16 protein-coding genes and 1 riboswitch are annotated in these 21678 nt (G+C 36.7%); of the genes, 8 read left to right on the top strand and 8 right to left on the bottom strand.

Annotated features, from left to right (window positions below; all coding sequences use genetic code 11):
- Positions 1 to 278: 278 nt before the first annotated feature.
- Positions 279 to 2444: a sensor domain-containing protein gene (locus AN957_RS15920; protein ID WP_056685114.1), complete on the top strand. Its 2166-nt coding sequence runs from the start codon at positions 279 to 281 to the stop codon at positions 2442 to 2444.
- A 105-nt stretch (positions 2445 to 2549) separates the two neighbouring features.
- Here the strand turns inward: AN957_RS15920 and AN957_RS15915 are convergent, their stop codons facing one another.
- Positions 2550 to 4589 (bottom strand): molybdopterin oxidoreductase family protein, encoded by a 2040-nt coding sequence (locus AN957_RS15915; RefSeq protein WP_056685111.1) that lies wholly within the window; start codon positions 4587 to 4589, stop codon positions 2550 to 2552.
- Positions 4590 to 4856: 267 nt separating this feature from the next.
- Here AN957_RS15915 and AN957_RS15910 point away from each other — a divergent pair, with 267 nt between their 5' ends.
- Together AN957_RS15910 and AN957_RS15905 are read left to right on the top strand one after the other, a co-directional pair.
- Complete coding sequence (locus AN957_RS15910) at positions 4857 to 6218, top strand: MATE family efflux transporter (RefSeq protein ID WP_056685108.1); 1362 nt, start codon at positions 4857 to 4859, stop codon at positions 6216 to 6218.
- A gap of 231 nt (positions 6219 to 6449) precedes the next feature.
- Positions 6450 to 6534: riboswitch (cyclic di-GMP riboswitch) on the top strand.
- Positions 6535 to 6615: 81 nt separating this feature from the next.
- Positions 6616 to 7797, top strand: coding sequence for a sensor domain-containing diguanylate cyclase (locus AN957_RS15905; protein ID WP_053476436.1), 1182 nt, complete (start codon positions 6616 to 6618; stop codon positions 7795 to 7797).
- Positions 7798 to 7850: 53 nt separating this feature from the next.
- On the opposite strand, the gene AN957_RS15900 is transcribed toward AN957_RS15905, so the two are convergent.
- On the bottom strand, positions 7851 to 8060 hold the full coding sequence (locus AN957_RS15900; RefSeq protein WP_075209163.1) for a methionine aminopeptidase: 210 nt from the start codon (positions 8058 to 8060) through the stop codon (positions 7851 to 7853).
- A gap of 189 nt (positions 8061 to 8249) precedes the next feature.
- Between AN957_RS15900 and AN957_RS15895 the strand changes: the two genes are divergently transcribed.
- The 3 genes from AN957_RS15895 (at position 8250) to AN957_RS15885 (ending at position 10759) form a co-directional block, all read left to right on the top strand.
- Positions 8250 to 8792 (top strand): NADPH-dependent FMN reductase, encoded by a 543-nt coding sequence (locus AN957_RS15895; RefSeq protein ID WP_056685102.1) that lies wholly within the window; start codon positions 8250 to 8252, stop codon positions 8790 to 8792.
- Between the two features lie 266 nt (positions 8793 to 9058).
- Positions 9059 to 9817, top strand: coding sequence for a TerC family protein (locus tag AN957_RS15890; protein WP_056685099.1), 759 nt, complete (start codon positions 9059 to 9061; stop codon positions 9815 to 9817).
- Positions 9818 to 9940: 123 nt separating this feature from the next.
- Positions 9941 to 10759 (top strand): squalene/phytoene synthase family protein, encoded by an 819-nt coding sequence (locus AN957_RS15885; RefSeq protein ID WP_053476432.1) that lies wholly within the window; start codon positions 9941 to 9943, stop codon positions 10757 to 10759.
- Between the two features lie 57 nt (positions 10760 to 10816).
- Here the strand turns inward: AN957_RS15885 and rluF are convergent, their stop codons facing one another.
- Entirely contained in the window at positions 10817 to 11524 is a 708-nt protein-coding gene (rluF, locus tag AN957_RS15880) for a 23S rRNA pseudouridine(2604) synthase RluF (protein WP_056685097.1), read from the bottom strand.
- Between the two features lie 131 nt (positions 11525 to 11655).
- Positions 11656 to 12495, bottom strand: a complete 840-nt coding sequence (locus AN957_RS15875; RefSeq protein WP_056685094.1) for a formate/nitrite transporter family protein — start codon at positions 12493 to 12495, stop codon at positions 11656 to 11658.
- A gap of 316 nt (positions 12496 to 12811) precedes the next feature.
- On the opposite strand from AN957_RS15875, the gene AN957_RS15870 reads away from it, so the two are divergent.
- Complete coding sequence (locus tag AN957_RS15870; protein WP_082446844.1) at positions 12812 to 13684, top strand: TRM11 family SAM-dependent methyltransferase; 873 nt, start codon at positions 12812 to 12814, stop codon at positions 13682 to 13684.
- Between the two features lie 563 nt (positions 13685 to 14247).
- Here AN957_RS15870 and AN957_RS15865 read toward each other — a convergent pair.
- The 3 genes from AN957_RS15865 to AN957_RS15855 form a co-directional block, all read right to left on the bottom strand.
- Positions 14248 to 15162, bottom strand: a complete 915-nt coding sequence (locus AN957_RS15865; RefSeq protein WP_056685089.1) for a nuclease-related domain-containing protein — start codon at positions 15160 to 15162, stop codon at positions 14248 to 14250.
- 91 nt (positions 15163 to 15253) lie between these two features.
- Positions 15254 to 15478, bottom strand: coding sequence for a hypothetical protein (locus AN957_RS15860; protein WP_245637793.1), 225 nt, complete (start codon positions 15476 to 15478; stop codon positions 15254 to 15256).
- Positions 15479 to 15595: 117 nt separating this feature from the next.
- Positions 15596 to 17623, bottom strand: a complete 2028-nt coding sequence (locus AN957_RS15855) for a bifunctional diguanylate cyclase/phosphodiesterase (RefSeq protein ID WP_056685086.1) — start codon at positions 17621 to 17623, stop codon at positions 15596 to 15598.
- A 332-nt stretch (positions 17624 to 17955) separates the two neighbouring features.
- Between AN957_RS15855 and helD the strand changes: the two genes are divergently transcribed.
- On the top strand, positions 17956 to 20229 hold the full coding sequence (gene helD, locus AN957_RS15850; protein ID WP_056685083.1) for an RNA polymerase recycling motor HelD: 2274 nt from the start codon (positions 17956 to 17958) through the stop codon (positions 20227 to 20229).
- A 40-nt stretch (positions 20230 to 20269) separates the two neighbouring features.
- Here the strand turns inward: helD and hmpA are convergent, their stop codons facing one another.
- The gene (gene hmpA, locus AN957_RS15845; RefSeq protein ID WP_056685080.1) at positions 20270 to 21559 is read right to left on the bottom strand and encodes an NO-inducible flavohemoprotein; all 1290 of its coding nucleotides are present in this window, start codon (positions 21557 to 21559) and stop codon (positions 20270 to 20272) included.
- Positions 21560 to 21678 lie beyond the last annotated feature (119 nt).

Here is a 21678-nt window from a genome sequence, read left to right as displayed (position 1 = left end):
TTGTAATAAAAATGCATAATTATTCACTAAATGGTAACTTTTAAAAATATTATCATGGTGGCTGAAATATTACAAATTATTCATAATTCTAGCTGTTTTTTATTACAAGTCTTTATAATTCAGCTTTTTTTATTCGCACCATGCGTACAGTGTAAATTCGACATAATATTGTACTAATTGACAATATATGATAAAAAAGAACTAGTATAATAATGGTATCCATCATAATGTATAAAAATGAGCTCTATAGTTTTTGTTTTGGGTTAGGGAGTGAGTATATGTTCGATCAGAATCAAGTGCAGCCATGGATTGATTCTTTACAGGAGATTTTTAGAAATAGCCGTTCGAATTATAATAATTTGCTTCAAATGGAAAAGGATATTCAGCAAATAAGCACCTTTTTAGAGGATTATGCAAATTTGCGATATGCGTTAGATGCTTCAGCAATTGTTGCTGTTACAGATACGAGCGGAAAAATAATCTATGCTAATCAAAAGTTTTGTGAACTGTCAAAATATTCCACAGAAGAGCTAATTGGCCAAAATCATCGAATCCTCAATTCTGGCTACCATGAGAAGGGATTTTTTGGAAAAATGTGGAGAACAATTAATAAAGGCGACATATGGGAGGGTGAGGTAAAAAATAAAGCAAAGGATGGGACCTTTTATTGGGTAAAAACGACGATTGTTCCTTTAAAGGATCAGGATGACAAACCAATCATGCATATTGCGATAAGAACAGATATATCAGAAGGAAAGCTTGCCCAAGAAAAGTTGGTTGAAGCATTGCAAAATGATTTCACACATGTCGTTAATTCCATGAATAACTTAATTTTCAAAGTAGCAAAAGATCCAGATGAAAAATTTATTTACATACTGAATGAAGGAAAACTTGCCTATCAATTAGGCTTAGAAAATGAGAAAATGCGTAACAAAAGACCTAATGAAGTCTTCACATCAGAAATTGCCAATATGCTAGTAAGTAAATATGAGCAAGCTTTTCTTGGTCAACCGATTACATATAATTATGCTTATAAGGATCGACAACTATTAACCTACTTATCTCCGATTCATCGTGATGGCAAGGTTGTTGAAATTATCGGCTGTATTAATGACATTACGGAGCTTCATCATGTTCAAGAAGAAGTAGAATTTATGGCCTTTCATGACATATTGACAAGTTTACCAAATCGAAGAAAATTCTGTGATGACTTACATCACTTAATGGGAAAATCTCAAGAAAAAAAAGAGAAAATTGCCGTTTTTTTTCTTGATTTAGATCGGTTTAAACAAGTTAATGATTCTTTAGGACATTCGGTTGGAGACCAATTAATTAAGGCAGTAGCTAAAAAATTGAAAAAGGGTATAAGACCCAATGCGGAAATTTATCGTCTTGCTGGAGATGAATTTATCATTATTTATCCAGAACTGACAAGTACTGATATGGCTAGTAAATATGCTGAAGAGATTCTATCAATCTTTGACCAATCTATTCAATTAGATAGAAATGAAATTATTACCACATGCAGCATGGGAATAAGCTTTTATCCTGAGCACGGGGAAGATTGTGATTCTATATTAAAGAAAGCAGATATTGCCATGTACGCGGCAAAGCTGAAAGGGCGTAATCATTTTTGCATCTATGAACAGGAAATGAACCAAGCGAATGAAGAAGCCCTGCTAATTGAAAATCATTTGCGTAAAGCCATTGATAACAATGAGCTTGAATTATATTTCCAGCCAAAATTAGATTTATATACAAGAAAAATCAATGGAATGGAGGCTTTATTACGGTGGAAAAGTCCCATGTTTGGAAATATCCCGCCGGATAAATTTATCCCCATTGCTGAAGATACCGGTTTGATTATTAAGATCGATAATTGGGTTCTAGAAAAAGCTTGTGTACAAAATAAGGAGTGGAATCATACTTGCTTTTCCACACCCTTAAGAGTGGCGGTGAATATTTCGCCATTACATTTTCGATTGCCAAACTTCCAGCAAGTAGTCGAAGATGTATTGGAAAAAACGGGTTTGGACCCACAATTGCTAGAATTAGAAATTACGGAGAATAGCTTTATCGACAATATAGACGAATGTATTGAATGTTTAGAGAAGCTAAGAAAAATGGGCATAGTTGTTGCTATTGATGACTTTGGAAAAGGGTACTCTTCCTTAAACTACTTAAGAAAATTCCCCATTCAGTCACTTAAAATTGACCGGAGTTTTATTCATGAAGTATCAAAAAATAGAGAAGATATTGCTATAGTGAAAGCGATTACTTTTCTTGCACATGAATTAAATTTAAAGGTTGTTGCAGAAGGGATTGAAACGAAGGAAGTTATAGACATACTAGAGGAAATAGGCTGTGATGAAATTCAAGGGTATTATATTAGCAGGCCGCTTCCTAAGCAAGAGTTCGAAACCATCTATCGTACGTGGATCTAATAAAATAATAAAAAGTGCTTAGTATTTAATGATCCATTTGGTCTAAATACTAAGCACTTTTTAAATTCTAGTAAATGTTAAGATTTGGTTTTAGTAATATTCTAATTAAAGCTTACTTATCGCCACTCGTCCTGAAAAGAAGGTTGCGCCACCGCCCATATCAGACAAACGATCCGGTGTAAGAGTGTTTACAAGTTGTTTTGTTCCCGGAATATTTGCCCATAGACCTTGTGAAACGATCACGCCAGGAAGAACATTGTCGCCAACGGAAACCTTTAATTCACATTCTCCGCGCTGATTCCAAACCATTACAGTTTCTCCGTTCTCAATTCCCTCAGCCTCTGCATCAAGAACATTCATATGAATCCGTGGCTCTTTTTCAAGCGATTGATGCTTTTGAATATTTGAGAATGTTGAGTTTAAGAAATTATGATTAGGTGCTGGAACGAATAAGTATGGAAAATCACCATCATCAACAATTGGAAAATATGTTGGCAATGGGGGATGACCATCCTGTTTCATCTTCTCTGAATATAACTCAATTTTACCACTTGGTGTTGGCAGTTTTCCAGGTAAAAGCGGCTTCACATTCGCCTTCACGTATTGCTTTTCAATTAAAGACTCATATTGAATGTCTGTAAGGTAAGGATTTTCAGGATGATCGAGTGCACGAGTAATCATTTCAGCTTCTGTTTCTGTAAAAGCGTCCTCAGTGAATCCCATTCCTTTTGCTAATAAACGAAAGACCTCTACATTTGATTTGGATTCCCCATAGGATTCAATGACAGGCTGTTGAATTTGCATATAATGATGCCAGTAAGAACCATAAAAATCGGTATTCTCAAATGAAGATGTCGATGGCAAAACAATATCAGCATATTTGGCTGTTTCAGTCATGAACAAATCATGAACGACAAGAAATAAATCCTCTCGTCTCAAGCCTTCCCGAACCTTATTTCCCTCTGGTGCTACAACTGCAGGGTTGCAGCTATATACATACATGGACTTAATTGGGGGGGTTAATTCGAGCAGCTTTTTGCCAATTTCATTCATATTAACTACACGTGTTTCTTTGTTTATTAATAGATCTGGCCGTTGAAGTTTTTCTTCATTAAATGCTAAAAAGCCGGAATTTGATTTAATAGCGCCTCCGCCTTTGACAAGCCATTGTCCAGTTAAGGCAGGCAGACAAGCGATCGTACGTGTGGACATCCCGCCGTTGTCATGATGCTGCAGGCCGTTTCCAATTCTAATATATGAAGGAGTAGTCTCCCCATACATTCTTGCTAGCTTATAAATGTCTTCTATAGGTACACCAGTAATTCTCGAAACGGATAAAGGATCATATTGCTTCACATGTTCCCGAAGTTCATGATGGCCTACTGTAAATGCTTGTAAAAATTCTTCATTAACCATGTTTTCAGCAAATAAGATATGCATCATTCCAAGTGCTAGCGCGCCATCTGTCCCTGGTAAAATCGGAATAAACCAATCTGCCATTCTGCCAGTTTGATTTTTATGAACGTCAATAACAATCATTTTTGCCCCGTTTTTTCTCGCTTTTTGGGCAAGGGTAATTTGATGCATGTTCGTACTAACTGCATTGATTCCCCAGAAGATAAACAGCTTTGTATGAATGGTGTCTTCTGGATCTATGCCAATATTTCCGCCCATCGTATATTTATAGCCTGTCGTACCTGCAGACTGGCAAATGGTTCGATTTAACTGTGACGCTCCTAACCGATGGAAGAATCGACGATCCATTCCTTCAGCAGTAAGGTTTCCCATGTTTCCATAAAAGCTATAAGGAAGAATACTTTCTGGACCATCTATATCGATTAACTTCTTCCAGCGCGAAGTAATCGTATCGATCGCTTCTTCCCAGCTAATTTGTTCAAATTTCCCTTCTCCTTTTGCTCCTACTCGCTTCATTGGAAACTGCAGACGGTTTTTATCATATATTCTTTCTTTCATATTCCGTACTTTGTTGCAAATATTACCCTGGGTTACCGGATGATTCGGGTCCCCCTCTACCTTAATAATTTTTCCATCCTCCTTATGGAGCAGTAATCCGCATTGATCAGGGCAATCTAGTGGGCATACAGATGGAAATATCCCATCGCGTTGGTTAACAAAAGTGGTCATAGTAATCTCCTTTTCTGTTTTTTAAATAGTTGTCGGTCAGCTTAATTGAATAAGACTTTATGTATCAGCATAGTAAATGAAGAGCAGCCGACTATTTCATAATGAGTTCTTAAATATTTTTATTATCGAAATATTTGTTGTTATTATCATAAAATAGATTAATAAGTCTAGCAATAAAAGATTGTTATAAAAATTAGTGAATTCTATTTAAGTACAAATACGAGTCTGCTATTATGGGATAATATTATATTCAAGGAGTATTTAATAATGAACCAAACATTTACCATACAGGAAAAGATGAAGCAAATATTCATTTTATTGATTCCTATTTTAATTACACAACTCGGCATGTTTTCGATGGTATTTTTCAATACGATTATGTCAGGAAAGTATCATTCATCAGATCTAGCAGGAGTCGCAATAGGGTCATCCATTTGGAATCCAGTATTTACAGGGTTGAGTGGAATTCTTCTTGCCGTTTCACCAATTGTCGCCCAAAGCTACGGGGAGAAGAAGACAGGGGAAGTGACATCGATTGTTAAAAATGGCATATATTTAGCGATTATGATTGCCGTTTCAGTTATCATTATTGGTTTCTTCCTGTTAGACCCTTTATTAACGAAAATGAATCTCCCAAGCGGTGTGCAAGATACCGCTCGTAACTATTTGATCGGGCTTAGCTTTGGAATTATTCCGTTATTTGCTTTCAATGTATTAAGATCCTTTATTTATGCATTGGGAAAAACTCGTGTAGTCATGGTTATTTTGATCGTGGCTTTACCGATAAATTTATTATTTAACTATGTACTAATTTTCGGGCGTTTTGGCTTTCCTGAGCTAGGTGGTGCAGGGGGAGGCTATGCAACTGCAGTCACGTATTGGTTTATTTTAGGAATGATTATTTTCGTCATTAAAACGCAAAGCCCTTTTTCATCCTTTGAAGTATTTGCAAGCTTTAAAGGGTTCTCACTGGAAAAGTGTAAAGAAATACTGAAAATTGGTGTGCCAATGGGGCTTTCAATTTTTTTTGAAACAAGTATGTTTGCCGTGGTAACGATTCTATTAAGTAAATTTAATGTGACGACAATCGCAGCCTATCAATCAGCTCTGAATATCGTTTCTTTTTTATATATGATACCAATGAGCATTTCAATGGCTCAAACTGTACTTGTTGGATTTGAGGTTGGAGCAGGAAGGTATAAAGATGCGAGGGCATATAGTTGGTTGGGCATCTATTTATCCATTATTATTGCGTTAGTAACAGGCTTACTAGTCGTTTTATTTCGATATCAGGTTGCGGGATTCTATTCTAATGAAGCGGCAGTAATTTCACTCACCGCCCATTTTCTAATTTATGCGCTATTTTTCCAAATATCTGATGCCATTCAAGCCACAGCACAAGCAGCTCTAAGAGGATATAAGGATGTAAATATATCATTTATCATTACATTAATTGCTTACTGGTTAATCTGTCTCCCGGTTGGCTATCTCCTTGCACATCAAACAAATCTAGGAGCAACGGGATATTGGATTGGGTTAACGATTGGCTTACTTGCCGCAGGTGTTTGTCTGTCACTAAGGCTTATCTATATTCAGAAGAAGAAGTATATTATCGAACAAGCGGGCTAATTTGTTTAAAAGGGAATTTACCTTTCCCTTTTAAGCATTACAGTATTAAAATTTAGCATCTGTATGATAAAATATAATCAAAAGGCTCAAGTTAAGAAGGAATGACCTGCTCCTATTTCTTTAACCAGCTATTTTTAGCATGATTTCTATGAAAATCAATTGACTATGGTAAATAAGAACTATATAGTATTAATATAACCATTTTGTGATTTTTCAGAATTCTAACTTAATAGGAGAAAAGGGCAAATTCATTGAAAAATGAGGACGCAAAGCTAGAGGGGCTAAAGTCATTTGATCATGCCAGCCAGCTGCCGAATATAACTATAATTGAGTTAGGTTAATCGGTATGCGATTAATCTTTTTCTTGTGAAAAAATAATACGTTGGAAGTGTATGGAATGAGTAAGCAAATGGAAGGAATTCATAAAGTTCTTCGGATTGTTACAAAATTGCTGAAAAAAATCGGCTCTGAAAAAAACATCATTACACGGGATGTATATTCAGAAATAGTATGTTCAGTTGGGGACTGTGGAGATAAAGAAGCGATTGATTCCTTATTATCACAATTGCAAAAAGTGAACGTTCAAATGGAAAATATGAGCTGGCTAAACGAACATTATAAAATTTTGCATGATTTTGCCCAAGTATGCAGCAAAACATTAAACGAAGAAATTCTTCTCAAGAAGGCATATGAAATGGTTTCTCAAGTAATGCCGACTGATTCGTTTTTTATCGCTTTATATACAGAAGGAAATCCGCTTATTCACTTTATTTTTATGGTGGAAAATGGAATTTTCTTTCCGCAGGAATACATAAAAATGGGAAATAATTTTACTTCAAGAGCAATCAGAACAAAAGAAATTGTTCATCCGAGAAAAGTGAGCCAAGATCAGACTGATTCAACGTTCGGAGTAACAGATACGAAATCAGGCATTTTTGTACCAGTCATCATTGATGATCAGGTGAAAGCAGTTATTTCTGCACAAAGTGTGTCTGATTTCGCTTATCGAAAAGAACATGAAGAACTATTGCAGATTATTGGAAACCAGGTCATTCATTCCATTGAAACGGCGAGACTTTATGAAAAAATTTATTTAATGTCACAGACAGATGAATTAACCGGATTGAAGAATCACCGTGCATTCCATAATGATCTCTCCAATTTAATCGGCGAAGATGGGAAAGAAATAACCTTGATGATGATTGATTCAGACCGATTAAAGAAAGTGAATGATAATTTTGGTCATGATATTGGAGATTTATATTTAAAAGTATTAGGGGATGGAATTAAAAGCATTTGTAATGATGATATTGTGGGCTATCGGTATGCTGGAGATGAATTTATGATTATCATAAATTCTAGTTTAAATAGCTTGGCTGAAACTATCCATGAGAATTTATCTGAGTATTTAATACAGCACCCAATCAAAATAGGAGAAAATGAAATAACTGTTTCGATTAGTACAGGTGTTGCCATTTTTCCAGAGCACGGGTCTAGCGTTGATTCGTTAAAGAAATCAGCTGATCAAGCCCAATATAAAGCAAAAAAACAGGGTGGAAACCAAATGGTTACTGCTTAAAAACGAAAGTGCCGGGACAGCAAAAAAGGATCTTTTGCTGTTCCGGCACTTTCTTATTGGTATTCCTCCCAGTCTGAGTATGTGCCGCCTCCGTTACAGCCTGGACAATCATATAAATTTGCGTGATAGGCATATTCGTTACCTGGATAAATGGAAAACCCTCGTCCGTAGCATTCTGGACATTTATTCTCATCCTTCATATTCGATAGATGTTTTTCGTGTCGATTGGCCCTCCACTCATTAAAAGAATTTAGTAATCCCATATTATTCACCCCAAGCTTTTTTACTTAGTTTTTATTAAATTGGCCGTTTTTATACACGATGTGTTTTAATTCTCATTTAGCAGGAAAAAGTGTATGATAAAAGCAAGAAAAGTAACTATCGTTCGCATATTGGTAATAACAATAAACAGGTTCGAACGGCAGGAACATCATAGGAAGGAGAAACATCGAATGAAATTACTCGGAATATCTGGCACTATCTTAGGGGCAAAGACAGCCATTTTAGTGGACACTGTTCTAAAAAGGGTAAAGGAAAAATACCCTGAAATAGAAATTGATCTTCTTGACTTAAGAGATTATCAAATGGAATTTTGTGATGGCAGAAATCCGGATCTGTATAATGAAGACACGAAGAAATTAATTCAAGCGGTTTCGGAAGCAGATTTTTATTTAATCGGATTTCCTATTTTTAATGGTTCATTTCCTGCGCCTTTAAAGAATGTGTTTGATATTGTTCATCCATCTGCTTTTCGTCATAAAGTGATGGGGTTTGTTGCAAATGGAGGGACTTATCAGCATTATCTTGTCGTTGAAAATCAGGTGAAGCCAATTGCTGGGTATTTGCGTTCATTTGTTGCACCAAGCTATGTGTATGCAAATGGGGAACATTTCAATGCAGATAATGTAATTGTTGATGAGGGTGTTTTATCCCGAATTGACGCACTTGCAGAAGAATTAGTTTTGATGCACAAAGGTTTGTCAAATAAAAGATAAACCCTAATCCAAAATGGAACAAAAAACAACTGGATGGTATACCCATTCAGTTGTTTTTTTATTTTGATTGATATCGTAAACAGGTTAAACCAGTGGCTATTTAATTGGTATTTTAGTATAATTATAATAGAATTAGCCCTCAATTTTAGACAGGACTGTTTAAATGCATAAAATTTGCGCTGTGCATGACACTAATTGATAGCTTTAGCTATCTTTTTTTAGTGATTTATAAATGCAAACATTTTATTTTTAAAGGGGTCTTTTAAGTGGAAATCCTGAATCAGTTGTTAGACACATATGCCTCGTTTTTCGATTGGAAAATGTGGGGAGAGGTGTTAACAGATCCAGTATCATGGGGGTATATCGGCACATTAGTGATTCTGGAAGGTCTATTGTCTGCCGATAACGCATTAGTACTGGCTGTAATGGTGAAGCATCTGCCTAAACAACAACAGAAGAAGGCGTTAACATACGGATTGTTTGGCGCATATTTCTTTCGTTTCTTATTCATAGGTCTTGGCATGCTTTTAATTAAGTTTTGGTGGATCAAGGTGATAGGTGCTGGATATTTAGCATGGCTTGTAATTAAACATTTCTGGATTGGTGAAGGAGATGACGAAACCGAAGGATTGAAAAAGGACAGCTGGCTCACCCGAACCTTTGGGGTTTTTTGGGCAACAGTTATATCTGTTGAGATTATGGATTTAGCGTTTTCAGTTGATAGTATTTTAGCTGCATTTGCAGTATCTGAGAAGGTTTGGATATTGCTCATTGGCGGGATGCTCGGAATCCTAATGATGCGGACTGTTGCGAAGGGATTTCTTGTCCTCATTGAAAAAATTCCAGAGCTTGAAAATACAGCCTTCATTTTGATTGCAATTATCGCTATTAAAATGTTCTTAAGTGTATTTGGCATTGAAATTGACCATCTCATATTTTTCGGTATTATCATTTTGGCTTTCGTTGCAACCTTTGCGGTCCATTACTTCAAAAAGAATCATGATGGACAAGATAAAATAGCTTAAATGATTAAAATAATGAGAACATGTGTACAAAAGCTGTTCACTTTTTGTGAATAGCTTCTTATATTTGCACTCCAAACAAAGGAATATTACAATCAACATATAAGAAAAAGGGGGCAGCATACGGTGAGTGAAAAGACTAATTTACATAATGATGCGATAGAGATGTTAAAGGAGACGAGTCGGACTTTTTTTATTCCCATTAGTCTTTTAACACCGGGTTTAAAAGAAGCAGTATCCTCTGCCTACTTATGCATGAGAGCTATTGATGAAATTGAAGATCATACTGAACTTGAATCAGCGGTGAAGAGTGAACTATTGCTATCTGTAAGCAAATTATTACGTAGGCCATTTCATGACAATGAGTTAATGGACATTTTCCAACCATATCTATCAATCTTACCTGAAGTCACCATTCGACTTGGTGACTGGATTAAAGTATGCCCGGAAATAATTAAAGAAAAAATTCTGGATGCTACATCTGTTATGGCGGAGGGAATGGCAAAATGGGCCAGAAAAGATTGGGATATTAAAGATGAAAATGATTTAGATGAGTATACGTTCTATGTTGCTGGATTGGTAGGGGTTATGCTGACAGATATTTGGAAGTGGTATGATCAAACCGATACAGATAAAGATCTTGCGATTGCGTTTGGACGTGGATTACAGTCAGTGAATATTCTCCGTAATCATGCGGAAGATGCGAGCAGAGGGGTTAACTTTTTTCCTGTAGGATGGGATTTTGAAGATATGTTAACGTATGCACGCAGAAATTTAGCCTTAGCTGACGAGTATGTGAAAGATATTAAAACGGCTACAATTCTCCATTTTTGCAAAATCCCGTTAGCGCTAGCACATGGTACGCTAGATGCTTTAACAGCTGGGAAGGAAAAAATGAGCAGATCCGAAGTAACCGAGCTAGTAAGCCGAGTAGTTGGAAAATAAGAAAAGCGCTTGGTCTCCTTTTTCATAAATACTTGGAGCCAGGCGCTTTTTCTATTTTTACCATTCTTTCGGCTGGTAGTTCAGTTCATTAAATAAGGCAGTACGTTCTTTTTTGGTTAAATCGCGCCATTGTCCAACAGGCAGGTTGCCTAAATGGATATTCATAATACGGATGCGCTGCAAACGATACACATCGTATCCAAGTTCGGCGCACATACGGCGAATTTGCCGATTTAGCCCTTGAGTCAATATAATTTGAAAATCATATTTTGATAACTGTCTTACTTCGCAAGGAAGCGTTTTTGTCCCGAGTATTTTCACACCATCAGACATTTTCTTCAAAAAATCTGGAGTAATCGGCTTATCTACTGAAACAATATATTCTTTTTCGTGTTTATTCTCTGAACGAAGTATTTCGTTAACGATATCTCCGTCATTTGTTAAAAGAATAAGACCATCAGAGTCCTTATCGAGTCTTCCAATATTAAAAACCCTTAGTGGATGATTAACTAAGTCAACGATATTTCCTTTTACATTTTTTTCAGTAGTGCTCGTAATCCCAGCAGGTTTATTTAAGGCAATATACACATAGTTTCTTGCCATTCGGATCGGGTGTCCGCTAACGAGAACATCATCACCAGGTTCAACTTGACTGCCAACCTTTGCAACTTTTCCGTTGATTGTGACTCTTCCTTCACTAATTAATTTGTCTGCACCTCGCCTTGAGGCATAACCAGATTCACTAATGTATTTATTAATACGCATGATAACCAATCCTTAAGAAGTTAATTTTTTTCAAGAATAACATGAAAAATTTGATCATATCAAGATTAAATAGCAAATTAATCAGAAGGATTCAAGTGTATCATGTTGAGAAAAGTTAGGAAAGCTGTTTTCTACAAACCTTTAATCCTAAGAGCAGTTGGCTGGCTATTTAAATCTACATTTGTTTTTTTCTTGTGATTTACTAAATGCAGGGCTAATCCGGTAAAGATAAATCCGCCAATAAAGTTACCGATTGTGACCGGAATTTGATTCCAAAGCCACCAGTCTCCAAATGAGAGGTCTGCACCCATAAGGATGGCTGTTGGAATGACAAACATGTTTACGACAGCGTGCTCAAATCCATGGGCGAAAAATAAAAATACCGGAAGCCACATTGCAGCAATTTTTCCAATCGTTGAGCTAGAAACGAATGCCATGAATGCTCCTAATGTTACCATCCAATTACATAATACAGCCTTGGTCAAGGCAACGATAATCCCTTCTCCACCAAGGTTTTTATATGTAAGTGTTTTTGCTTCTGCAACGCTAACAATCTTATCAATCATTGGTCCATCTGTTACATGCCCAAGCTTCGTTGCGGATATATAAAATAAAAGACCATACAAAAGGCAGCCTAAAAGGTTTCCTGTAAAAGCCCAAAAGAAGTTGTAGCTAATGTTTGTGATGGTAGTTTGTCCTCTTAATCTAGCAAGTGGGAGCATGGCAAAGTTTCCAGTCACCAGTTCTAAGCCTAATAATAAAATAAGTACAAAACCAACAGGAAAAACAAGTGCTCCAACAATACTTAAATTTGTCTCTATTGTAGCTGTATATGCAAGTGTAGTGGCAAAGCCTAATAAGGCACCGGATAGAATTCCTTTAATTAAGATATCCCTGATTCCCAGTTTTGATTTATAAGCACCTGCTTGTGCAACATCCTCTACTAGCTGTGCTGGTTTAATATAATCCAAGCTCATTCCTCCAAATTCATAAAAATTTAGTTAGGCTTTATTTATTGTAATGAGGGGGAAATCAGTATATCAAGCATTATTTACAAAAAATTACATTTAATATTTTATATAGTGATTACCTTATGTACAGTGGTAAATATGATATTTAAAGAGTGGTTTTAATTGATTTTCTTCTGCAATACAGATATGGTTTGATAGGAAGAAAGAATTGAGTAACTAAAAGGATGGTAATTATTTGTTTATAAGAAAAGAAAGACCTGAATTTATCTATACATTTGCATGCCAAAAGGAAGAACAATCGCTTTCTCATTTAGAAATGCGCTCCTTTTTTGGAGAACAGGCAGAAAACAATATTCTAAAAAGTACGACAGAAATCGATCCAAGCCGCAGTCCATTTATTAAAGAGCGGATTGAAGTGATATATGAAGGAGACAGCTTGCCGGAAATCGTGGAACAAGCTGGTCAAATCGATATGGAGGAGTCAACCTTCAAAGTTATCTTTGTTAAAATCAATGATTTAGAAGCTAGTGAAAAAATTGAATATGATAAGCGGCGTTTGATTGAACGAGAAATCGGCTGGGAAATCAAGGGAGAGGCAGATGTGCGTCATCCGGATCATTTGTTTGGAATAGTCACTTTGGGTGGACGCTGGTACTTTGGAAACTTACAAAAAAATGAAGCGCTTTGGCTGCACCATATGAAGAAACCGCAAACTTTTTCTACTGCTCTAAGCACACGGGTTGCTAGGGCTGTGGCAAATATCGCTGTACCTGAACCTGATGGAGTGAAAGCTATAGATCCTTGCTGTGGAATTGGAACGGTTTTAGTAGAGGCGCTTTCCATGGGCATTGATATTGTCGGGCGTGATATTAATCCGCTTGTTACATCAGGATCAAGGGAGAATATTGCCTTTTTTGGTTATGAAGGGGATGTCAGGGTGGGTCCTATATCAGATGTAACTGAACAATATGATGTAGCTATTATTGATTTGCCTTACAATTTGTATACCCATGCTACACCAGAGGAACAGTTTGCCATTCTGAAACATGCTCGCCGCATAGCTAGGAAGGCTGTAATTATCACGATCGAGACAATTGACGAAATGATTATGGAAGCAGGATTTAAAATCCAAGACCGCTGTATAGCGAGTAAAGGGGTATTTTCTAGGCAAATACTTGTTTGTGAGTAATAGAGGCTAGATGGCTTTACAAAGAAGATACGTATGTCGTCAAATTAGGAATTATATGTGCCCGTGGAAGCAGAAAAAGCAAGAGAGCGGTAACAAGAGTGGTGCACATGTGCTCATGGAAGTAGAAAAAAGCTAGGGAGCGGTAACAAGAGTGGCGCACACGTGCCCGTAGAAGCAAAAAAAACAAGAGAGCGGTAACAAGAGATGTGCCCTTGTGCCCGTGACAGCAAAAAAAAGCAAGAGAGCGGTAACAAGAGGGGCGCACATGTGCCCGTGGAAGCAGAAAAAGCAAGAAAGCGGTAACAAGAGGGGCGCACATGTGCCCGTGGTAGCAGAAAAAGCAAGGGAGCGGTAACAAGAGATGTGTCCTTGTGCCCGTGACAGCCGAATAAACTATAGAGTGGTTACAAGCAGAGCTTATATGTACTCGAGAAAGTATAAAAAGCTATAGACGGTCAGATGCACACTTTGCATGTGACCGTAAACATTCTAAAAAAGTATATACGTTCACTAAAATAGTAGATGTCACCGAGTAACAAATAAAAATCATTAATAGATACCTATTAATCACTTACATAATATGACGAACTGCCATAGCCAATATGTTTAAAGTTCGTTCTTAGAATTCTCCGAATCGTTTTCCTCGATTTAATCACTGCACACCATTCATAAATCATTTGCGTCGTGATCTTCTTATTAGGAAAAAGCAGCTTAAACTCCTCAACACTGCGCAAAACTGCTAATTCAACAGGCTCAACGCATCCACACTTCAGGCACACCACCTTATCCTTGTTCAAATTAAGATTAATCGAACTGCATGACGAACAGACTATGCCCTTATTTAGTTGTTCATAATCATAATCAGGTATTTGAGTATAAAAGGAAGTTGTTTTATGAAGTGATATTAATAGTTTAGCCATTTTAGAGTGTCTATCATTTAATTTTGCAGTCTGCTTATTTAATTTATTTTTAAAACGTTCTAGCTGTGCTGGATAAATAATCGGCAGGTTCATAGGGGCTTGGTAAAGGTGGAAATGGGGATTGATGAATACAAGGAGTGCTTCAGTAGAATAGTTAGGAAATCCAAGGCTACGGATCAGCTGCTGTAATAAGTAGTCACTTCGCTTTAGCTGGAGCAGAGGATCTTTAATTTCTGATCGAGATAGGGTAAACCATTTTGCTGATTCATAATAATAGTCACCATCATAATTCTTCACATTAATTAAGTAAAAAGTTTCATGAGTGATTAGTAGTGTATCTATTTGAAAAACATTATGATCATATTCAAGCAGTAAATCATTTAAAATGAAACAATCGCATGAAAGATTTTCTGTCCACTTGTCAAACTCTTTTTCGCCTTCATAACCTTTAAGGAGCACCGAATAATTTTTCATCTCCGTTGCAGATAACGTTGATCTGACTTTTATATATTTCATTATCTCTAATTCTATTGGTTCGCAGCGTTCTTTTATAATCATGTCCCACTTCCTGTTCATTTTTACCTTAATTTTAAGAGTATCCGTCTTTGATTACAAGAGCAAAAAAACATCCTCAGTAAAAGGATGTTTTTCACGATGTTTTTTTCTCTGTATCATGGATTTGTATGAGTGAGCCTTTTTTTATCCAATATTGAAAGCTATCTAATGGAAAGACACCTCTGCAATCAGGATCGTTCATTTGAATGATGACACTTGACGATGTAACGTCCAGAACCTTTAATGAATGAGAATTGCTAATGTTTGGTGTGAAGCAGCTTTTTATTTCGAATTCCATATTACTCGTTAAATCTAACACTTAAACACCTCCTTATATTAAAAGCGGAAGCGCCTTGTCGGGGCTAGGCGCTGGAGCTAGATATTACTAAATATTCCCAGACCTAGTATACCCGTATTCTTTGCTTATATCCACCAATTAGCTATTGCTCTTAATCCATTCCATCAATTCGTCAGGAATCATTGGTTTAGCAAAATAATAGCCTTGTAATAAGAGTAGGGATCCTGAAGAGGATAAAAAGTCTACTTGATTTTTAGTTTCTACCCCTTCAATAACCACATTTAAATTTAATGAATGACCAAGTGCGATAATCGCTTCTAAGATAGCTGAATCTTTTTCAGATTGAGGCACTTCATCCACAAAGGACTTATCTATCTTAAGGGTTGAAATAGGCATTTGTCTTAAATTTGAGAGCGAGGAAATGCCAGTCCCGAAATCATCGAGTGCAACGGAAAAACCGGTTTCTCTAAAGGTATTTATTGCTCTCATAGAAGATTCTGCTGATTCCATGACGCTCGTTTCTGTTATTTCTAGCTCCAAATGACTAGGACTAATACTATATTTATTTAATGCTTTTTTTAATGTTTTTAATAGTCTCGGAGAAGTAACATACTCTCCAGGGATATTAATCGCTATTTGGTAAAGAGGTAATTTCTGCTCCTCCCAAATTTTAATTTGATTACACACTTTATAAATGACCCAGTTTGTCACGTCGCTTATCCGATGGCTTTGTTCTAAAATTGGGATAAAAACACCTGGGGAGAGAAATCCATGTTCAGGATGATTCCATCTGATCAGCGCTTCCAGTCCTACCATTTTATGTGTGCCAGCATATACTTTCGGTTGATAGACTAGAAATAGATCATCATTTTTCATCGCTTGATCAATGCTATTTAAAATCTCTTGCTCAAATGAATATGTATGAATGAGCGGATCGAAACGGATGACCTCGTTCTGATATTGAATACCCGGACTGGATAGTACGGCAAGAATATCTGAATATAACCTTTTTGGGCTTTGATGATCATCTATAGTTGATATGGCACAGACACCCTGTAAGAGAATTTTCTTTTCTTGGATCATAATCGGTTGAGTCCATTTTGCAGAGAGGGTTTTCATGGCCTGCTGAAGCTCAACAAGTCGGTCTTTTCCCTGCAAAAGCAGTGCTAGGCGATTTCCATCAATTCGATAAAGGCTGCTTAATGGGAGGTTTAGCTGATGTAAGGCATTAGCAGCATATTGAATCACTTCGTCACCAAAATGATATCCTTGATCATTATTCACCTTTTCGAGATTATGGAGATTCCATACGGCTATGCTTCGATAGACATCTTCATCGTTAATAGCCTTCTCAAAACTGCGTCTATTTGGCAGTTTAGTCAATATATCAATATGACTCACTCGAAAATCTACATAGCGATCGACTAAACTTGATAATTGCAATAAACCTAATAATAAGATAATGCCGATTGTGACCCCAGTAATCAATAATGTCATGTTCATATGATGCTCAGTAGCCATCGCTTGTTGTCGGGGCAGATAAAAGGTTGTCCCTGCCATACCGATATAATGCATACTCGGAACTGCTAATCCCATCATGATTGATGTAATGGCTTTTATATAGTTATTTTTCGCATATCTTTGCTGGCGGGAAAATATATAAATAGCAACAAATGAGACCAAGATAGCAATGATAATGGAGGTGATAAACATCCATGGATTATATACATAATAGGCGTCCATGACCATTGATGCCATACCGGTATAGTGCATGGTGGCTATGCCGATCCCCATGAAAATTCCTGATAATAAATAGGACGCAAAGGATCGCTTTTTTTGGTTCACGATGTAAAAGGCCAAAAATGAAGCAATAATAGAAGGGATAATGGATAAACATGTAAGTAAATAATCATAATGCATCATAAAAGGGAGTGAAAGTGCACTCATACCTACAAAGTGCATGGACCATATACCAAAACCCATTGCAATCGATGCTAATATTAACCAAAAATTACGGTGGAAGAAGCTGTTTTTTTGGATTCGTTCATTCATAGAAATAGCTGTAAATGATGCAAGACTAGCGATGATGATGGATAAGATAACGATTGGAAGTGAGTATTCCCCACTGACCTCAATGCTGTTATTGATTGGAGGTGGTGAAAACACGATAAACCCTCTTTCTAAAACTATGTAATATGGAAAATATGACTATTAAACTACTCATGATTTTAGAAGGATTACACTATAAGGTCAATAGAAATGCTATTAATCATTATTTTCAAATTATTCGTGGGACACAAAAGAAAAAAGCAGGCAATTCGCCTGCTTGTGACATAATATGCATATGTAAAAAAAGCGCATTGCACAAAAAGCAATAGCATGCTAAAATAAAAGTCGCGTCTAAATGTCTAATTAATGTAAAAATTAATATTTATCCATCTTTAATATTATCACAAAAACAACCAATTGTCAAACATTGAAATATTGGGAGTGATTTCATGAGTAATGAACAAATGGAAAAACAAGAAGAGCAAAAAAGAATTTATTTTATCGCAGAGGGAATTCAGCAAAAAATAGACAGCCTTAGTCAGCACGTGAAAAAAGTCAGTTCTGATGCTCTTGAAATAAGAAAAACGTTTTGGGATGATGTGAGGGTTAACATGGATGGACCAGATGACATCGATGAAACATTCTTCAGTATTAAACAGCAAGCAGAGCTGCTTCTAGAACGTGAAAGAAGTCAAGGGCAACTAGATCGGCAAATTAAAACACTTAACAGATTAAAGCATTCTCCCTATTTTGGTCGTGTAGATTTTAAGGAAGAGGGTGAATCCAATCTGGAATCGATTTATATTGGCATTACTTCCTTCTTAGATAAAGAAAATGAAAATTTCCTTATTTATGATTGGAGAGCACCGATTTCCAGTCTTTATTATGATTATCCGCCTGGGGAGGCAAGGTATACAACACCTGAAGGAATCATTGAAGGGGATATGACTCTTAAAAGGCAATTTATTATTCGCAACAGTGAGATAGAAGGTATGTTTGATACGGGCGTTACCATTGGTGACCAAGTTCTTCAGGAGGTATTGGGCAATAATGCGAATACCCAAATGAAAAGCATCGTTGCTACCATACAAAGAGAGCAAAATCAAATCATTCGCAATGAAAAAAGCAAGCTATTGATTGTTCAGGGAGTTGCCGGAAGTGGAAAAACATCTGCAGCCCTTCAGCGGATTGCCTATTTGCTCTATCGATATAGAGGCATGTTATCTTCCCAAAATATTATGCTTTTTTCACCTAATCCACTATTTAATAGTTATGTCGCGACCGTACTCCCTGAGTTAGGGGAGGAGAATATGCAGCAAACAACCTTCCAAGAATATTTAAATCATCGAGCAGGCGGCTCATTAAAGCTAGAAGATCCGTTTTCACAGCTAGAATATTTGCTTAACACAGATGAATCATCTGAATATGAAAATCGTGTCCGCAGCATTCAATTAAAATCAAATCTCCAGTTTAAAGACATCGTTGACAGTTATCTCCGATTTTTAAATACAGGAGGATTTCTGTTTAAAGATATAAAACTAAAGAATAAACCATTATTAACAAAAGAGCAGCTAAGTGAAAAATTTTATTCCTTTAACACAGCTATTTCCATTCCGAACCGGATTCAGCTTTTACAGGAATGGATTGTAAAAGAATTAAAGAAACGAAAGAAATTAGAAAAACGTAAGGATTGGGTGAAGGAAGAAATTCAATTCCTAGAAAAAGAAGACTATGCTGAAGTATTTAAGAAACTTCAAGTTGAAAAACGATTTAGTGAAGATACGTTCGATGATTTCGCCCAAGAAGAAGAGCTGCTGTCTGAAATTGTCGTCACTCGCTATTTTAAACCGATTATTAAACGAGTGAGATCATTCGGTTTTATTCATTATTTGGGTATGTATAATCAGCTATTTAAAGAGAATATGCTAAACAAATTGAATGTGCCTATTCCAGAAAATTGGGATGATATACGTAAGTTATCATTCATGCAACTTAATTCGCTAGAAATCAGCTATGAAGATGCTACTCCATTTGTTTACTTTAAAGACAAAATAGAAGGAAGGAAGACGCATTCGTCGATTCGCCATTTGTTCATCGATGAGGCGCAAGATTATAGCCCGTTCCAGCTTGCTTATTTAAAACAATTATTTCCTAATAGTAAAATGACGTTACTCGGAGATATCAATCAAGGTATCTACATGCATTCACATGAAGAGGTAGCGATGGCAGCAAACGGATTAGAAGAAGAGGACAAGGAAATGATTGTGTTGACTCGAAGCTATCGCTCTACTCGTCCAATCGTTGAATTTACAAAGACATTGCTAAAAGATGGATATCACATAGAAGCATTTAACCGTGATGGGGATGAGCCAACTTTAACAATAGTAGAAAAGGAGCAATTAATCCCTTCTATTATTGAAAGAGTGAAGGAATTGAATAGAAACGGTCATGAAACGATTGCGATTATTTGCAAGACAGCAAAGGAAAGCACAGAAGTATATGAGAAGATTAGCGGAGACTTACCTGTACGTTTAATGGAAAAAGGAACTGTAACATTTGAAACAGGTGTTTTAGTCATCCCATCTTATTTAGCAAAAGGCATTGAGTTTGATGCAGTCATTATCCATAATACGTCAGCCTACGGTAAAGATAGCGAGCGCAGACTTTTCTATACAGCATGTACTCGAGCGATGCACGAGTTACATCTCTATTCAACAGAATAGGGCCAGGGGATTTACCCTGTCCCTATTGCCAAATTTCATCCTACTCCACATTTGCAGCCAAGTCCCCAAAGGAACCAAAAAATTCATAATGAATTCTATCAGAAGGTACTCCCCATTGTTTTAAAGCTCGATTCACTACCCTCATAAAAGGTTCTGGTCCACAGAAATAATAGTCAGCCTCCTTTGTTGGAAGAATCTCCTGGAGCCACTCAAGTGTAACATAGCCTTCTTTAGCTATTACTCCTGACTTCCGGTCTTCTTCTGATGGATGATCATAGACAAAAATGGATTTTACTTGTTTATTTTCTTTTGCAAGCCCCTCTACATGCTCCTTGAATGCATGTACACGACTGTTTCTCGCAGCATGAATAAAGTACACTTCTTTCTCCGGCTGTTCAGCGATTAAAGCATTTAGCATGGAGATGGTAGGAGTGAGTCCTACTCCTCCACTTAATAAAACAACAGGCAGAGGACTCTCGGTATTTAAATAAAAATCACCTGCAGGAGCTGTCATTGGTAAAATATCGCCAGCTTTCATTTGATGATGGAGGAAGGAGGAGACAATCCCAGCTGGAATATCATTTTCCTTCTCATCCTCCCGTTTTACACTAATACGGTAATAGTCAACCCCTGGGCGATCTGACAGGCTATATTGCCGTAAATGAGTATTGATTTGACCGGGAATTTCAGCTTTGATTGTGATATATTGTCCTGGAATAAATCGTGCGATATCTTGTCCATCCTTTGGCTTTAAATAAAAGGAAGTAATAATTTCACTCTCGTCCACTTTTTTATCGATGATAAAGTCTCTGAAACCGCCCCATCCTCCAGGCTGTGCCTCAGTTGTTTTGTACATATTACTCTCCATGCGAATAAAGACATCAGAAATGATTTCATAGGCATCTGCCCATGCATCAAGTACTTCTTCAGTTGCTCCACCGCCTAATATTTCCTTTATCGCACCAAGGAGGTTCTCGTCTACAATTGGATAGTGTTCAGGTTTAATTTGCAAGCTTCGATGCTTTTCTCCAATTCTCTCAAGTGCCGGCATGATTTTACTCATATCTTCAATATTGGCTGCCGCTGCATAGACTGCATCTGCTAATGCCTTTGGCTGATGTCCAGTCTTTTGATGTGTTTGATTAAAAATATTAAGTAATTCAGGATGACTTTTAAACATTCGCTGATAAAAATGCTTCGTAATCGTCTCACCATGTTCCTTCAGGATTGGTAAGGTAGATTTTACAATCTCTAATTTTTTCGGGTCTAATTGCTTAACGATTTTTAAAACTTCTCTCCATTCATTTTTTTGCTTTAAAAAGTTGTTCATCTGCATATCCTCCACAAAATTTTTAGCCCTTGTTATTTTAACCAACAGCAAATGATGCATCCTTCTGTTTAGAAGGGAAAATTTTGAAGCATGACAGGAAAGAAAATTTAAAATGTATG

This window comes from Cytobacillus solani, assembly GCF_001420595.1.
Classification (GTDB): Bacteria; Bacillota; Bacilli; order Bacillales; family Cytobacillaceae; genus Cytobacillus; species Cytobacillus solani.
This window is presented reverse-complemented; position numbering and strand designations above follow the sequence as displayed.

What these genes read in the sequence shown, in the direction of transcription:
- AN957_RS15920 (WP_056685114.1), top strand. Translation starts at nt 279, where the DNA reads ATGTTCGATCAGAATCAAGTGCAGCCATGGATTGATTCTTTACAGGAG.
- AN957_RS15915 (WP_056685111.1), bottom strand. Translation starts at nt 4,589, where the DNA reads ATGACCACTTTTGTTAACCAACGCGATGGGATATTTCCATCTGTATGC.
- AN957_RS15910 (WP_056685108.1), top strand. Translation starts at nt 4,857, where the DNA reads ATGAACCAAACATTTACCATACAGGAAAAGATGAAGCAAATATTCATT.
- AN957_RS15905 (WP_053476436.1), top strand. Translation starts at nt 6,616, where the DNA reads ATGAGTAAGCAAATGGAAGGAATTCATAAAGTTCTTCGGATTGTTACA.
- AN957_RS15900 (WP_075209163.1), bottom strand. Translation starts at nt 8,060, where the DNA reads ATGGGATTACTAAATTCTTTTAATGAGTGGAGGGCCAATCGACACGAA.
- AN957_RS15895 (WP_056685102.1), top strand. Translation starts at nt 8,250, where the DNA reads ATGAAATTACTCGGAATATCTGGCACTATCTTAGGGGCAAAGACAGCC.
- rluF (WP_056685097.1), bottom strand. Translation starts at nt 11,524, where the DNA reads ATGCGTATTAATAAATACATTAGTGAATCTGGTTATGCCTCAAGGCGA.
- AN957_RS15870 (WP_082446844.1), top strand. Translation starts at nt 12,812, where the DNA reads ATGCGCTCCTTTTTTGGAGAACAGGCAGAAAACAATATTCTAAAAAGT.
- AN957_RS15865 (WP_056685089.1), bottom strand. Translation starts at nt 15,162, where the DNA reads ATGATTATAAAAGAACGCTGCGAACCAATAGAATTAGAGATAATGAAA.
- helD (WP_056685083.1), top strand. Translation starts at nt 17,956, where the DNA reads ATGAGTAATGAACAAATGGAAAAACAAGAAGAGCAAAAAAGAATTTAT.
- hmpA (WP_056685080.1), bottom strand. Translation starts at nt 21,559, where the DNA reads ATGAACAACTTTTTAAAGCAAAAAAATGAATGGAGAGAAGTTTTAAAA.